Raw genomic sequence first — 14,241 nt, 5'->3', positions numbered from 1 at the left:
GGAATACGCCTGAGGACACAGGGGCGACGCGACGTCGGCCCGATAGAGTCCGAGCCATGCCATCCATCAGCAAGGTCCTGATCGCAAACCGTGGTGAGATCGCCGTCCGCATCGCGCGGGCGTGCACGGACAGCGGGATCGCCTCGGTGGCGGTCTACGCCGAGCCGGACCGGGATGCCCTGCACGTCAAGGTCGCCGACGAGGCGTACGCCCTCGGGGGCTCGACCCCCGGTGAGAGCTACCTCGTCCAGGAGAAGCTGCTCGACATCGCCCGCCGGGCCGGCGCCGACGCCGTGCACCCCGGCTACGGCTTCCTCGCCGAGAACGCGTCGTTCGCCCAGGCCGTGATCGACGCAGGGCTCATCTGGATCGGCCCCGGGCCCGAGGCGATCGACTCCCTCGGCGACAAGGTCAAGGCGCGCCACATCGCGACCAAGGCCGGCGCCCCGCTCGTGCCCGGCACGAAGGACCCGGTCTCCGGCGCCGACGAGGTGGTGGAGTTCGCCAAGGAGCACGGCCTCCCGGTGGCGATCAAGGCGGCCTACGGCGGCGGCGGCCGCGGCCTCAAGGTCGCGCGCGCCATGGAGGAGATCCCCGACCTCTACGACTCGGCGGTGCGCGAGGCCGTGACGGCCTTCGGCCGCGGCGAGTGCTTCGTCGAGCGCTTCCTCGACCACCCGCGCCACGTCGAGACCCAGTGCCTGGCCGACCAGCACGGCAACGTCGTCGTCGTCTCGACCCGCGACTGCTCGCTCCAGCGCCGCAACCAGAAGCTCGTCGAGGAGGCACCCGCGCCGTTCCTCACCGAGGAGCAGCACACCGAGCTGCTGCGCGCGAGCAAGGCCATCCTCAAGGGGGCCGGCTACGTCGGCGCCGGCACGTGCGAGTTCCTCGTCGGGCCGGCCGGTGACATCAGCTTCCTCGAGGTCAACACCCGCCTGCAGGTCGAGCACCCCGTGACCGAGGAGGTCACCGGCATCGACCTCGTGCGCGAGCAGTTCCGCATCGCCAACGGCGAGTCCCTCGACTACGGCGACCCCGAGCCGCACGCCCACTCCATCGAGTTCCGCATCAACGGCGAGGACGCCGGCCGCGGCTTCCTGCCCGCTCCGGGCACCGTGAGCCGGATGGTCGTGCCGCAGGGCCCGGGCGTGCGCTGGGACGCCGGCATCGTCGAGGGCGACACCGTCGCCGGCGCGTTCGACTCGATGATCGCCAAGCTCGTCATCACCGGCCGCACCCGCGAGGAGGCCATCGAGCGCTCCCGCCGCGCCCTGGCCGAGCTGACCATCGAGGGCATGCCGACCGTTGTCCCGTTCCACCGCGCGGTCGTCGCCGACCCGGCCTTCGCGCCGGCCGACGGGAAGCCCTTCACGATCCACACCCGCTGGATCGAGACCGAGTTCGACAACACCATCGAGCCGTATGCCGGGGGCTCGGCCGACGCGGACGAGGCCGAGGAGCGCCAGACCGTCGTCGTCGAGGTCGGCGGCAAGCGCCTCGAGGTCTCGCTGCCCGGGGGCCTCTCCCTCGGTGGCGGCAGCGGCGGCGCAGCGGCGAAGAAGAAGGCGCCCAAAAGGTCCGGTGGCGGCAAGTCCGGGGGCGCCGCCTCCGGCGACTCGCTCACCGCCCCGATGCAGGGCACCATCGTCAAGATCGCCGTCGAGGAGGGCGCGACCGTCGCCGCGGGCGACCTCGTCATCGTCCTCGAGGCGATGAAGATGGAGCAGCCGATCACCGCCCACAAGGCCGGCGTCGTCTCCGGCCTGACCGCGAAGGTCGGCGAGACCGTCACGTCGGGCGCGGTGCTCGCCGAGATCAAGGACGCCGGCGAGGGCTGAGCGCCGCTACACCTGGACGACGACGAAGGGCCGACCCGCCGTGTAGCGGGTCGGCCCTCGTCACGTGGTCCGCCGTCGGTGAGAGCGGACCCTGCTCAGCCCCGGTCCGCGGGCGGGATCTCCGACGGGCCGGGGCTCCCGGGCACGTGCGGGTCGACGGGGGCGGGATCGTTCGGGTCGACCGGGGGCATCGGCTCGACGGGCCCGGGGCCGGGCTCCGGCGTCGGGACCGGCCCGGGCTCCGGGACCGGCTGCGGTGTGGCCGGTGGCTGCGGGGTGCCCGGCGGTGCGGGCGGGACGGGCGGCTCCGGAGCAGCCGGCGGGATCGTGCCCTCGGCGTCGGGCGGCAGGCCGAGCGTCTCCTTCAGCTTGTCGCTGCCCTGGTCGACCTGGTCGGCGTACTTGCCGGCCGTGCGCTCGTTGATGAGCTCCTCGGCCTTGTCGAGTCCCTGCTGGGCCTGCTCGGGATGGCCTTTGACGAAGTCCTTGGCCTTCTGGATCCAGTCGCTCACTGCGTGTGCCTCCACGGTCCGACCTGCTCAGGACCGCCGTCCGACGGCGGGCGGCGACCCCGACGTGACGACGACGCCGTCACGGCTCGACGCTACGCCTCTGGCACACTTCTCATGTGCTTGCGACCCTCCCGACCGCGACGACCGCCCAGCCCGTCTTCTCGGTGACGAACCTCGTCATCCTCGTCATCCTCGGCGCGATCTTCTACCCGCTCCAGAAGAAGCTTCGCGAGTCGGCGTCCCGTCGCCGGCGCGAACGTTGGGCCGAGGAGGATCGCCTCGCCGAGCTCGAGCGCGAGGAGCGTGACCGGCCGCCGTCGACGGATGAGCCCGGCTGATCAGTCGGACTGGTGCAGCTGGCGCGCGGCCTCGGCGATCGAGCCGGACAGCGACGGATAGACCGTGATGGTGCTCGACACCTGGTCGACGCTGAGCCGGTTCTGCACGGCGAGCGCCACGGGGTAGATCAGCTCGGACGCCTTGGGGGCCACGACGACGCCGCCGAGCACCGTGCCGTAGCCCTTGCGGCAGAAGAGCTTGACGAAGCCGTCGGAGATGCCCTGCATCTTGGCGCGCGGGTTGCGGCCGAGCGGCAGCGTCACGGACTCCACGTCCTGGGACTCGTCGGCGGCGTTCTGGCTGATGCCGACGGTCGCGATCTCGGGCTCGGTGAAGACGTTGGCGGCGACCCCGCGCACGTTGAGGGGCGACACGGCGTCGCCGAGCGCGTGCCACATGGCGATGCGACCCTGCATGGCCGCCACGGACGCCAGGGGCAGCACCCCCGTGCAGTCGCCGGCGGCATACACCCCCGGGGCGCTGGTGCGCGAGACCCGGTCGACCTGGATGTGCCCGGAGGGGCTGAGCTCGACACCGGCCTCCTCGAGACCCAGTCCCGCCGTGTTGGGCACGGACCCGACGGCGAGCAGGGCGTGCGAGCCCTCGACGGCGCGCCCGTCGACGAGAGTGACGACGACGCCGTCGGCAGTGCGCTCGACCGAGGCGGCCCGCGACTTGTTGAGCACCTCCATGCCGCGCTTGCGGAAGACGTCCTCAATGACGGTGGCGGCGTCGGCGTCCTCGCCCGGCAGCACCCGGTCGCGGGACGACACGAGGACGACCTGCGAGCCGAGGCCGAGGTAGGCCTGCGCGAGCTCGGCGCCGGTGACGCCGGACCCGATGACGACGACGCGCTCGGGCAGCTCGTCGAGGGAGTAGATCTGCTGCCAGGTCAGGATCCGCTCGCCGTCGGGGCGCATCGTGTCCATGACCCGGGGTGCGGCGCCGGTGGCGAGGAGGACGACGTGGGCGGGCAGCTCGCTCGTCGTGCCGTCCGCGAGCTCGGCGACGACGCGCTCGCGGCCCACGATCCGGGCCGTGCCGCGCAGCACGGTGACGCCGACCTGCTCGAGGCTGCCCTGGATGTCAGCGCTCTGCGCGGCGGCGAGCTCGAGGATCCGGCCGTTGACGGTGTGCGGCTGGGCAACGGCGTCGGAGACCTCGTCGCCGTCGTCGTCCTGCAGCCGCACACCGAGGTGTGACGCCGTCCGGAAGTCGGACATGTAGTCGGCGGTGGCGATGAGGGCCTTGCTCGGCACGCAGTCGGTGAGCACGGCGGCCCCGCCGAGGCCGTCCTTCTCGACGACGGTGACCTGGGCGCCGAGCTGGGCGGCGACGAGGGCCGCCTCGTAGCCTCCGGGGCCGCCGCCGATGATGACAACCGACGTCTCGCGCGTGATCACGGGGTCCATCCAACCATCCCGGGGAGCGGCGCCGACCGGGCCCCGGAGGCTGCCGAGGATTCGTGCCGGCGCGCGGACGACCTCGCTAGAGTCCTCAGCGTGACCCGTTCCCACCGTGATCTCAGTGACCCCGCCACCGACCCCTTCGACGTCGCCGCCGACGCGGCCGCCGTCATCGCGGAGCGCACCGGCGTCGACCACCACGACGTCGCGCTCGTGCTCGGCTCGGGGTGGGGCCAGACGGCCGACCTCATCGGCGAGACGCTCGCGACGGTCGACAACGCCGACGTGCCGGGCTTCCACGCGGCCGCCGTCGCGGGCCACTCGGGCAGCATGCGCTCGGTCGCCATCGGTGACACCGGGCGGCGCGCCCTCGTCTTCGGCACGCGCACCCACTTCTACGAGGGCCGCGGCGTGCGCGCCGTCGTCCACGGGGTGCGCACGGCCAAGGCCGCGGGGTGCGGGACCATCGTGCTCACCAACGGCTGCGGCGGCCTCAACCCGGCGTGGCGTCCCGGCACCCCGGTCCTCATCCGCGACCACATCAACCTCACGGCCCACTCCCCCATCGAGGGCGCCAACTTCGTCGACCTCACCGACCTCTACACGCCGCGCCTGCGCGACATCGCGCGCGAGGTGGATGGCGACCTCGACGAGGGCGTCTACGTCCAGTTCCGCGGGCCGCACTACGAGACGCCGGCCGAGGTGCAGATGGCCAAGGTGATCGGCGGCGACCTCGTTGGCATGTCCACGACGCTCGAGGCCATCGCGGCCCGCCAGAGCGGCCTCGACGTCCTCGGCATCTCGCTCGTGACGAACCTCGCCGCCGGGATCTCCGACCAGCCGCTCAGCCACGCCGAGGTGCTCGAGGCGGGTCAGGCGGCCGCCGAACGCTGCGGGCGCCTGCTCGCCGACGTCGTGGGTCGCCTCTGATGACCGCCCCCGACACCGCCGAGACGTTGTATGCCGCTGCGCGGGCCTGGCGCGACGACGACCCCGACCCGACGACGCGAGCCGAGCTCGACGCCGTCCTCGCCCGCGCGTCGGAGGGCGACGAGGCGGCGGCCGCCGACCTAGCCGACCGCATGTCCGGTCTGCTCGAGTTCGGCACGGCCGGGCTGCGTGGCGCCCTCGGCGCCGGCCCCAACCGGATGAACCGCAGCGTCGTCATCCGAGCGGCAGCCGGCCTCACGGCATACCTCAAGGCCGAGGGCCGGGCCGGCGAGTCGCCGACGGTCGTCATCGGCTTCGACGCGCGCTACAACTCCGACGTCTTCGCCCGCGACACCGCGGCCGTCGTCGTCGCCGCCGGGGGCCGCGCGCTGCTGCTCCCCCAGCCGCTGCCGACCCCCGTCCTCGCCTTCGCCATCCGCCACCTCGGCGCCGACGCCGGCGTCATGGTCACCGCGAGCCACAACCCGCCGCAGGACAACGGCTACAAGGTCTACCTCGGGGACGGCAGCCAGATCGTGCCGCCGGCAGACAGCCAGATCGCCGCCCACATCGCGCGGGTGGAGCGGGTGGCCGACGTGCCGCGCGCCGCAGACGGGTGGAAGACGCTGGGCGACGACCTCGTCGAGCACTACGTCGACGCCGTCGTGAGCGTCGTCGACCCCGCCTCGCCGCGAGACCTGCGCACGGTCCACACGAGCCTGCACGGCGTCGGGCACACGACGGTGCACACCGCCTTCGTCCAGGCCGGCTTCCCGGCTCCGGTCGTCGTCGACGAGCAGGCGGTGCCCGACCCGGACTTCCCGACCGTCGCCTTCCCCAACCCCGAGGAGAAGGGCGCCATCGACCTCGCGCTCGCCCGCGCCCGTGCGGTCGGGTGCGACCTCGTCATCGCCAACGACCCCGACGCCGACCGGTGCGCGGCGGCGGTCCTGGACCCGGCGCTCGGGGACTGGCGGATGCTGCGGGGCGACGAGGTCGGCGCGCTCCTCGGGGCCCACATCGTGCGACGGGGCGTCTCTCGGCGCGACGTCTTCGCCAACTCGATCGTGTCCTCGCGCCTGCTCGCGTCGATCGCCAAGGCGGCCGGGCTGCGCCACGAGGAGACCCTGACCGGCTTCAAGTGGATCTCGCGGGTCGACCGCCTGCGCTACGGCTACGAGGAGGCCCTCGGCTACTGCGTCGCGCCGCAGATCGTGCGCGACAAGGACGGCGTCAGCGCCGCCCTGCTGCTCGCCGAGCTCGCAGCCACGCAGAAGGCCGAGGGCCGCACCCTCACCGACCTGCTCGACGAGCTCTACGTCGAGCACGGGGTGCACGCCACCGACTCCTTCTCCGTGCGGGTGTCGGACCTCGCCCAGACGGAGACGCTCATGGCCCGCCTCCGGGCCGAGCCGCCGACGACCGTGGCCGGCGTCGAGGTCACCCGCACCGACGACCTGAGCCGCGGGGACGGCGGGCTGCCGCCGACCGAGGGGCTGCGCTACCACCTCGCCGACCGCTCCCGGGTCATCGTCCGTCCGAGCGGCACCGAGCCCAAGGTCAAGGTCTACCTCGAGGTCATCGAACCCGTCGCGACGGCGGCCACGCTGGCGGAGTCACGCGCGGTGGCCGAGACCCGTCTCGCCCGTGTCCGCGCCGACTTCGAGCCCCTGACGTCCCTCTGAGGGGTGCCACCTGCGTACGCCCCTGATGTGGGCGTGCGCGGGCGGCGAGGTCAGACGACGAAGGTCCCGAGGACGAAGAAGGCGGTGGCGGCCAGCAGCAGGCCGACGGCCACCGGGTCCCACATCTGGTGGGCGATGCGCGGGGTGCGGCCGTCCTTGCGCCTGCGATCGGCGCCGATGCGCTCCTCGACCTCGGCGGCGACCGCCTGCGCCTCGACCTTCGAGGTCGACGGCGTCTCGGTGGTCCCCTTGCCGCGGACCTTGTTGGCCCCGAGGGTCAGCAGGCCGCGACCGTGCCTCGGCCGACCGGGATCGGCCGGAACCCCCCACGCGGTGTAGCGCCGGCCCTCGACGACGAGCTCGAGCGCCCAGCGCGAGCGGACCTCGGTGATGGCCGGCCACGTGACGTCGACGACGCGCAGCGGGTTGACGAGACGGATCCCCTCGGCGTGGATGACGGCGCAGGGCCGGACGACGAAGAGCCAGATCAGCACGAGGGCGAGCACGACGGTCGAGATGAGGGTCCAGCTGCGTGGCGCGGTGAGCAGGGCCGGGATGAGCAGGGCGAGCCCGGCGAGACCACCGAGGACGCCGACGACGACCGCGGACTGGGGACGCAGGGTCCGCGCGTCGCGCAGCTCAGGCTCACGGTCGGCACGCTCGGGCTCCGTGACGGGCGGCTCGGCCGGCGGCTCGGCGGGCGGCTGGGGCACTTCGGGACTCACGGTCAGACTCTCTCACGCGTCACGGCCCGTCTCATCAGGCGGATAGACTCCGGTGGTGACAGTTAGCACCACGACGCGCACCGCGCAGGACCTCACCGCCCAGGCGCGGGACGTCCTCGGGGTGTCACGCCTGACCAACCATGCCCTGACCTCGTGGCTGCACGGCCTGCCCGGTGTCGACCAGGTCGGCTGCGAGGCGCGTGCCGCCGCCCTCGGCACCCGCTCGGTCAAGACGACGAGCAAGGCCTGGGCCATCGACACCGCCATCGGGATGATCGACCTGACGACGCTCGAGGGCTCCGACACCGTCGGCAAGGTGCGATCGCTGTGCGCCAAGGCCCTCGTGCCCGACCCGCTCGACCCGACGACGCCCCGGCCCGCGGCCGTCTGCGTCTACGGCGACATGGTCGCCACCGCGAAGGCGGCCCTCGGCGACAGCGGCATCCACGTGGCGGCGGTCGCGACGGCCTTCCCCTCGGGCCGCGCGAGCATGGCCGTCAAGCTCGCCGACACCCGCGACGCCGTCGAGGCCGGCGCCGACGAGATCGACATGGTCATCGACCGGGGCGCGTTCCTCTCGGGCGACCACCTCACGGTCTTCAACCAGATCGCCGAGGTGAAGGCCGCCTGCGGCACCGCCCACCTCAAGGTGATCATGGAGACCGGCGAGCTCGTCACCTACGACAACGTCCGCCGCGCGTCCTACCTCTCGATGCTCGCGGGCGCCGACTTCATCAAGACGTCCACCGGCAAGATCCAGCCCGCGGCCACGCTGCCCGTCACCCTGATCATGCTCGAGGCCGTGCGCGACTGGCGCGACCTCACGGGCAGCCAGGTCGGCGTCAAGCCGGCTGGCGGCATCAAGACCACCAAGGACGCCATCAAGTACCTCGTCATGGTCAACGAGATCGCCGGCGACGACTGGCTCTCGCCCGAGTGGTTCCGCTTCGGGGCCTCGAGCCTGCTCAACGACCTCCTCCTGCAGCGCCAGAAGCTCACCACGGGTGCCTACTCCGGCGCCGACTACGTGACGATCGACTGACCCGCTCCCCACGACAGCGCCTCACACGACCGCGCCCACGAAAGACATCCTGATGCCGAAGTTCGAGTACGCCCCCGCGCCGGAGTCGCGCGCCATCGTCACGATCGAGAAGTCCTACGGCCTCTTCATCGACGGCGGCTTCACGCGCCCCAAGGCGACCTTCCCGACGATCAACCCCGCGGACGAGACGGTCCTCGCCGAGGTGAGCCAGGCCGGCCCCAAGGACGTCGACAAGGCCGTCGCCGCCGCCCGGCGCGCCTATGACGGCGTCTGGGGCCGGATGAGCGGCGCCGAGCGGAGCAAGTACCTCTTCCGTATCGCCCGCATCCTGCAGGAGCGCGCCCGCGAGTTCGCCGTGCTCGAGTCGCTCGACAACGGCAAGCCGATCAAGGAGACGCGCGACTTCGACGTCCCGACGGCCGCCGCGCACTTCTTCTACCACGCGGGCTGGGCCGACAAGCTGGAGTATGCCGGCCTCTCCACTCCCGGGAGCGCCCCCGCTCGCGCGCACGGCGTCGTCGGGCAGATCATCCCCTGGAACTTCCCGCTGCTCATGCTCGCGTGGAAGGTCGCGCCGGCCCTGGCCACCGGCAACACCGTCGTGCTCAAGCCCGCCGAGACGACGCCGCTCAGCGCCCTGCTCTTCGCCGAGGTCTGCCAGCAGGCCGAGCTGCCCGCCGGTGTCGTCAACATCGTCACCGGCGACGGACGCACGGGCCAGGCGCTCGTCGAGCACCCGGACGTCGACAAGATCGCATTCACCGGCTCGACCGAGGTCGGCAAGACCATCGCCCGGTCCATCGCCGGCACGGCCAAGAAGGCCACCCTCGAGCTCGGCGGCAAGGCCGCGAACATCATCTTCGACGACGCCCCGATCGAGCAGGCCGTCGAGGGCATCGTCGGCGGCATCTTCTTCAACCAGGGTCAGGTCTGCTGCGCCGGGTCGCGCCTGCTCGTGCAGGAGAACATCCACGACCAGGTCATCGCCAAGCTCAAGCGGCGGCTCCAAACGCTGCGCGTCGGCGACCCGCTCGACAAGAACAGCGACCTCGGCGCGATCAACTCGCGCGAGCAGCTCGACCGCATCACGGCCCTTGTCGACGCGGGTGTCGCCGAGGGCGCCGAGCGGTGGAGCCCGGCCTGCACGCTGCCGACCAAGGGCTTCTGGTACCCCCCGACGCTGCTCACCGGCGTCTCGCAGACCCACCGGGTCGCGACGGAGGAGATCTTCGGGCCGGTGCTGACCGTGCTGACCTTCCGCACGCCCCAGGAGGCGGTCGCAAAGGCGAACAACACGGCATACGGCCTCTCCGCGGGTGTTTGGACCGAGAAGGGCTCGCGCATCCTCTGGATGGCCGACCAGCTCAAGGCCGGCGTCGTCTGGGCCAACACCTTCAACCGCTTCGACCCCAGCTCGCCCTTCGGCGGCTACAAGGAGTCCGGGTACGGCCGCGAGGGCGGTCGGCACGGGCTGGAGGCCTACGTGACCACTGCCCCTGCGACCCTGACGGGAGCCACCCGATGAGCCGCCTCGACGTGCGCAAGACCTACAAGCTCTACATCGGCGGGAAGTTCCCCCGCAGCGAGTCCGGCCGCTCGTACGAGGTTGTCTCGGCCTCCGGGCAGTTCCTCGCCAACGCCTCGATGGGCTCGCGCAAGGACGTGCGCGACGCGGTCGTCGCCGCCCGTGGCGCGTTCCCGGGCTGGGCGGGAGCCACCGCGTTCAACCGCGGGCAGGTGCTCTACCGCGTCGCCGAGGTGCTCGAGGGGCGCCGGGCCCAGTTCGTCGACGAGATCAGTGCCGGCGAGGGCCTCACGTCCCGCGCGGCCTCCGCCGTCGTCGACGCCGCGGTCGACCGCGTCGTCTGGTATGCCGGGTGGACCGACAAGATCGCCCAGGTGCTCGGCAACCTCAACCCGGTCGCGGGGCCCTACTTCAACGTCTCGGCGCCCGAGCCGACCGGAGTCGTGGGCGTGCTTGCGCCGCAGGCCTCCTCGCTGCTCGGGCTCGTCTCTGTCGTCGCCCCGGTCATTGCCACGGGCAACACCGCGGTCGTCGTCACGTCGGCCGACCGGCCGCTGCCGGCCATCACCTTCGGCGAGGTGCTCGCCACCTCCGACGTCCCGGGCGGCGTCGTCAACCTCATCACCGCGCGCACCGCCGAGGTCGCCTCGTGGCTGGCCTCCCACCGGGACGTCAACGCCATCGACCTGACCGGTGTCGCCGGCGCCGAGGGCGTCGACTGGGCCGCTCTCGAGGCGGACGCGGCCGGCAACCTCAAGCGCGTCCTGCGGCCCGCCGTGCAGGACGGCGACACCGTCGAGCCCGACTGGACCGCCGACCCGGGCCTGTCCCGCATCCGCGCCTTCGTCGAGACGAAGACCGTCTGGCACCCCAAGGGTCTCTGAACCGGTGGGCGGAGGCGAGGCGTCGGTCGACCACCGCAGCGGTGGTCCCGAGGGTGACCCACCCGGGCGTCCCGGGCGGCGCCGCGTCATCCTCCTGACCGGTCCCAGCGGGGCCGGCAAGAGCCGCCTGTCGGCTCGGCTCAGCGCCGCGCACGGGTGGCCCGTCGTGCGCCTGGACGACTTCTACCGCGAGGACCACGACCCGAGGCTGCCCCGCTCCCCCCTGGGGATCCCGGACTGGGACCACCCCGACTCCTGGGACACGGAGTCCGCGGTCGACGCCCTGCGTCAGCTCGTCGACGAGGGCCGGGTCGAGGTGCCCGTCTACGACATCGGCGCGTCCGCGGTGACGGGCCGGCACGTGCTCGAGGCGCGCCCCACCGACTACGTCCTCGCCGAGGGGCTCTTCGCCGGCCGGCTGGTGGAGCGGCTCCGTCGTGAGGGGTTGCTCGCCGACGCCCTGTGCGTGCGGCAGAACCGCACCCTGACGGCCCTGCGCCGCTTCGTGCGCGACCTGTCCGAGCGACGCAAACCGCCGCACATCCTGCTGCGCCGTGGACTTGCCCTGTGGCGCGACGAGCCCCACGTCGTCGCCGAGGCCCAGGCCGACGGGGCGCGGTGCATCCACCCGCGCCAGGCCGAGGCCGAGCTCGGGACGCTGCTACGGGCGGGCACCACGCCGTGAGGCTCGTCGGCCTGCTCGGCGGGATGAGCTGGGAGTCGAGCGCGGTGTACTACCGCCTGGCCAACGAGCTCGTGCGGGAGCGGGTCGGCGGGCTCGCCTCCGCCCGGCTGCTGCTCCACTCCGTCGACTTCGCCGAGATCGAGCGTCTCCAGGCCGGGGACCGGTGGGACGAGGCCGGCGCGCTGCTCGCGACTGCCGCGGCCGGGCTCGAGGCCGGCGGGGCCGAGCTGCTCGTCCTGTGCACCAACACGATGCACCGGGTGGCTCCCGCCATCGAGGCTGCGGTCTCGATCCCGCTGCTGCACATCGGTGACGTGACGGCTGCCGCGGTGCGCGCGGCGGCCATCGGCCGGGTGGGCCTGCTCGCGACGGCATACACGATGGAGCAGACGTTCCTGCGTGACCGTCTCGCCAGCCACGGGCTCACGGTCATCGTCCCCGACGCGGAGGACCGCGGTCTGGTCCACCGCGTCATCTACGACGAGCTGTGCCTCGGCATCGTCACCGAGGAGTCCCGGCAGGCCTACCGACAGGTGATCGGGCGGCTGGTGGCCGCCGGCGCGGAGGGGATCATCCTCGGCTGCACGGAGATCGAGCTCCTTGTGGACGAGTCCGACTCGGCCGTGCCCGTCTTCCCGACCACCCGCCTGCACGTCGAGGCCGCGGTCACAGCGGCGCTCGATCCCGCCTGACGGCGCCCGTCGTATGCCGTGTGCCGTGGCCGCCGGGCCGAGGTGACGGCGGGTGCGTCAGTAGCCGAGGGCGGCATACCCCGGCTTGATGACGCCGTCGATGAGCTCGAGACGCTCGTCGAAGGGGATGAAGGCCGACTTCATCGCGTTGATGGTCACCCAGCGCAGGTCCTCGAGGGTCCAGCCGGCCTCGTCGCACAGCAGCGTGGCCTCCCTGGTCATCGACGTGTCGCTCATGAGGCGGTTGTCGGTGTTGAGGGTGACGCGGAAGCGCAGGCGGCGCAGGAGTGTGATCGGGTGCAACGCGATGGACAGGGCCGCCGAGGTCTGCAGGTTGCTGCTGGGGCACATCTCCAGGGGGATGCGCTTGTCCCGCACGTAGGCCGCGAGCCGACCCAGCCGCACCCGATCGAGCTCCAGCGACGTCAGCGCCGCCGGGTCGTCCTGGTTGCCCTCGACCCACTCGGCGAAGGGTGAGCCGTCGATGGTGATGTCGTCGACGATCCGCACCCCGTGGCCGAGCCGATCCGCGCCGCACCACTGGATGGCTTCCCAGATCGACGGCAGACCGAAGGCCTCGCCCGCGTGGATGGTGAAGTGGAAGTTCTCGCGACGGAGGTACTCGAACGCGTCGAGGTGACGGGTGGGCGGGTAGCCCGCCTCGGCTCCGGCGATGTCGAAGCCCGAGACGCCCTGGTCGCGGTAGCGGATCGCGAGCTCGGCGATCTCGGTGGACTTGGCGGCGTGCCGCATGGCCGTCAGCAGCGACGTGACCCGGATGGGGTGGCCCGCAGCCGCAGCCTTGGCCTCGCCGTCGCGCAGGCCGGCGTTGACCGCCTCGACGACGCCCTCGAGCGTCAGGCCACGCGTCAGGTGCTGCTCGGGGGCGTAGCGGCTCTCGGCGTAGACGACGCCGTCGCCGGCGAGGTCCTGCGCGCACTCGCTGGCGACGCGGAAGAGGCCCTCCCGGGTCTGCATGACGGCCAGGGTGTGGTCGAACGTCTCGAGGTAGCGCGGCAGGGAGCCGGAGTCGGCGCTCTCCCGGAACCAGGTGCCCAGCGCCCCGGCCTCGGAGGCCGGAAGGGCGTCGTAGCCGACGTCCGCGGCCAGCTCGATGATGGTCTGCGGACGGAGGCCGCCGTCGAGGTGGTCGTGCAGCAGGACCTTGGGTGCCTGTTGCAGGTCGTGGACGCTCATCCGCTGGCTCACGCCTGCGTTCCGGCGGAGTCCTCGTCCCGGTGCACCGTCTCGGGGCTGAAGGCCGGGAGGCAGACCGCGACGTACTCCGCCCCTTCGGGGCCACACGAGTAGCGGATGCGCTCTCCCCCACGCGTGACGACGGACTGTCCGGCGGTCACCTCGAGGGCGCCACCGTCATGGTCGACGATCACCGCCCCCGCGAGAACGAGCGTGATCTCGTCGAACTCGGGGGTCTGGAAGGGCTCGGACCAGCCGGCAGGTGCGACCATGCGGGCCACCGAGACCGACGACTGCAGACCTGCGGCGGGGGTGTTGACGGCGCCGACGTGCTCGTCGATGACCTTGCCACCGGGAACGGGGATACGGGTCGGAGAGGGGATGAGTTCAGGCACGATCCCAACCCTAGACCCAGACGCAGGCCGGGGGAAAAGGGTCTGGATATGCGACAACCCCGCCAGCGGGGCTGGCGGGGTTGTCGTGAATGTGTGTCCGGCTGCGTCCTACTCTCCCACACCGTCACCAGTGCAGTACCATCGGCGCTGAAGGGCTTAGCTTCCGGGTTCGGAATGGAGCCGGGCGTTTCCCCTTCGCTATGACAGCCGAAACTCTATGGAGATATCAAATYMAGTGGGTGGTGTTCCCGTTTGTATCTCGGGAACCGCACAGTGGACGCGTAGCATCTTTGTAAGTCAAGTTATCGGCTTATTAGTACCGGTCAGCTCCACACATTGCTGTGCTTCCACATCCGGCCTATCAACCCAGTAGTCTAGCTGGG

General features: G+C 72.0%; 14 protein-coding genes and 2 rRNA genes. 9 read left to right on the top strand and 7 right to left on the bottom strand.

The window, feature by feature from the left end:
* Window positions 1-56: 56 nt before the first annotated feature.
* Window positions 57-1,841, top strand: coding sequence for an acetyl/propionyl/methylcrotonyl-CoA carboxylase subunit alpha (locus AB4030_RS17960; RefSeq protein WP_442280572.1), 1,785 nt, complete (start codon window positions 57-59; stop codon window positions 1,839-1,841).
* 95 nt (window positions 1,842-1,936) lie between these two features.
* Here AB4030_RS17960 and AB4030_RS17955 read toward each other — a convergent pair whose 3' ends face one another.
* Entirely contained in the window at window positions 1,937-2,353 is a 417-nt protein-coding gene (locus tag AB4030_RS17955; RefSeq protein ID WP_442280571.1) for an antitoxin, read from the bottom strand.
* A gap of 116 nt (window positions 2,354-2,469) precedes the next feature.
* On the opposite strand from AB4030_RS17955, the gene AB4030_RS17950 reads away from it, so the two are divergent.
* On the top strand, window positions 2,470-2,691 hold the full coding sequence (locus tag AB4030_RS17950) for a hypothetical protein (RefSeq protein ID WP_442280570.1): 222 nt from the start codon (window positions 2,470-2,472) through the stop codon (window positions 2,689-2,691).
* Here AB4030_RS17950 and AB4030_RS17945 read toward each other — a convergent pair whose 3' ends face one another.
* Window positions 2,692-4,104 carry an NAD(P)H-quinone dehydrogenase gene (locus tag AB4030_RS17945; RefSeq protein WP_442280569.1) on the bottom strand — a complete coding sequence of 471 codons (1,413 nt, stop codon included), beginning with the start codon at window positions 4,102-4,104 and terminating at the stop codon, window positions 2,692-2,694.
* Window positions 4,105-4,194: 90 nt separating this feature from the next.
* Between AB4030_RS17945 and AB4030_RS17940 the strand changes: the two genes are divergently transcribed.
* Window positions 4,195-5,028: a purine-nucleoside phosphorylase gene (locus AB4030_RS17940; protein WP_442280568.1), complete on the top strand. Its 834-nt coding sequence runs from the start codon at window positions 4,195-4,197 to the stop codon at window positions 5,026-5,028.
* Window positions 5,028-6,713, top strand: coding sequence for a phospho-sugar mutase (locus tag AB4030_RS17935; protein ID WP_442280567.1), 1,686 nt, complete (start codon window positions 5,028-5,030; stop codon window positions 6,711-6,713). The genes AB4030_RS17940 and AB4030_RS17935 overlap by 1 nt, the downstream gene beginning before the upstream one ends.
* 50 nt (window positions 6,714-6,763) lie before the next feature.
* Here the strand turns inward: AB4030_RS17935 and AB4030_RS17930 are convergent, their stop codons facing one another.
* Entirely contained in the window at window positions 6,764-7,438 is a 675-nt protein-coding gene (locus tag AB4030_RS17930) for a PH domain-containing protein (RefSeq protein ID WP_442280566.1), read from the bottom strand.
* 55 nt (window positions 7,439-7,493) lie between these two features.
* Between AB4030_RS17930 and deoC the strand changes: the two genes are divergently transcribed.
* Genes deoC through AB4030_RS17905 form a run of 5 tightly spaced genes read left to right on the top strand, consistent with a single transcriptional unit; the run spans window position 7,494 to window position 12,266 of the window.
* Window positions 7,494-8,480 carry a deoxyribose-phosphate aldolase gene (deoC, locus tag AB4030_RS17925; RefSeq protein ID WP_442280565.1) on the top strand — a complete coding sequence of 329 codons (987 nt, stop codon included), beginning with the start codon at window positions 7,494-7,496 and terminating at the stop codon, window positions 8,478-8,480.
* Window positions 8,481-8,532: 52 nt separating this feature from the next.
* Window positions 8,533-10,005, top strand: coding sequence for an aldehyde dehydrogenase family protein (locus AB4030_RS17920; RefSeq protein WP_442280564.1), 1,473 nt, complete (start codon window positions 8,533-8,535; stop codon window positions 10,003-10,005).
* Complete coding sequence (locus AB4030_RS17915; protein WP_442280563.1) at window positions 10,002-10,889, top strand: aldehyde dehydrogenase family protein; 888 nt, start codon at window positions 10,002-10,004, stop codon at window positions 10,887-10,889. The genes AB4030_RS17920 and AB4030_RS17915 overlap by 4 nt, the downstream gene beginning before the upstream one ends.
* A 4-nt stretch (window positions 10,890-10,893) precedes the next feature.
* Window positions 10,894-11,574 (top strand): uridine kinase family protein, encoded by a 681-nt coding sequence (locus AB4030_RS17910; protein ID WP_442280562.1) that lies wholly within the window; start codon window positions 10,894-10,896, stop codon window positions 11,572-11,574.
* The gene (locus tag AB4030_RS17905) at window positions 11,571-12,266 is read left to right on the top strand and encodes an aspartate/glutamate racemase family protein (protein WP_442280561.1); all 696 of its coding nucleotides are present in this window, start codon (window positions 11,571-11,573) and stop codon (window positions 12,264-12,266) included. Before AB4030_RS17910 ends, AB4030_RS17905 begins: the two co-directional genes overlap by 4 nt.
* Before the next feature lie 57 nt (window positions 12,267-12,323).
* Here the strand turns inward: AB4030_RS17905 and AB4030_RS17900 are convergent, their stop codons facing one another.
* From AB4030_RS17900 to AB4030_RS17885, 4 genes are all read right to left on the bottom strand, one after another.
* A complete protein-coding gene (locus AB4030_RS17900) occupies window positions 12,324-13,463 on the bottom strand; it encodes an adenosine deaminase (RefSeq protein ID WP_442280628.1) in 1,140 nt (379 codons plus the stop codon).
* Window positions 13,464-13,471: 8 nt separating this feature from the next.
* The gene (locus tag AB4030_RS17895) at window positions 13,472-13,858 is read right to left on the bottom strand and encodes a cupin domain-containing protein (RefSeq protein WP_442280560.1); all 387 of its coding nucleotides are present in this window, start codon (window positions 13,856-13,858) and stop codon (window positions 13,472-13,474) included.
* A gap of 95 nt (window positions 13,859-13,953) precedes the next feature.
* Window positions 13,954-14,070: ribosomal RNA gene (gene rrf, locus AB4030_RS17890) — 5S ribosomal RNA — on the bottom strand.
* Window positions 14,071-14,151: 81 nt separating this feature from the next.
* Window positions 14,152-14,241, bottom strand: a 23S ribosomal RNA gene (locus AB4030_RS17885); the annotation flags it as partial.

This window comes from Terrabacter sp. 2YAF2 (assembly GCF_052114705.1).
Classification (GTDB): Bacteria; Actinomycetota; Actinomycetes; order Actinomycetales; family Dermatophilaceae; genus Terrabacter.
The sequence above is the reverse complement of the archived record's forward strand: the minus strand, read 5'-3'. Positions and strand labels throughout refer to the sequence as shown.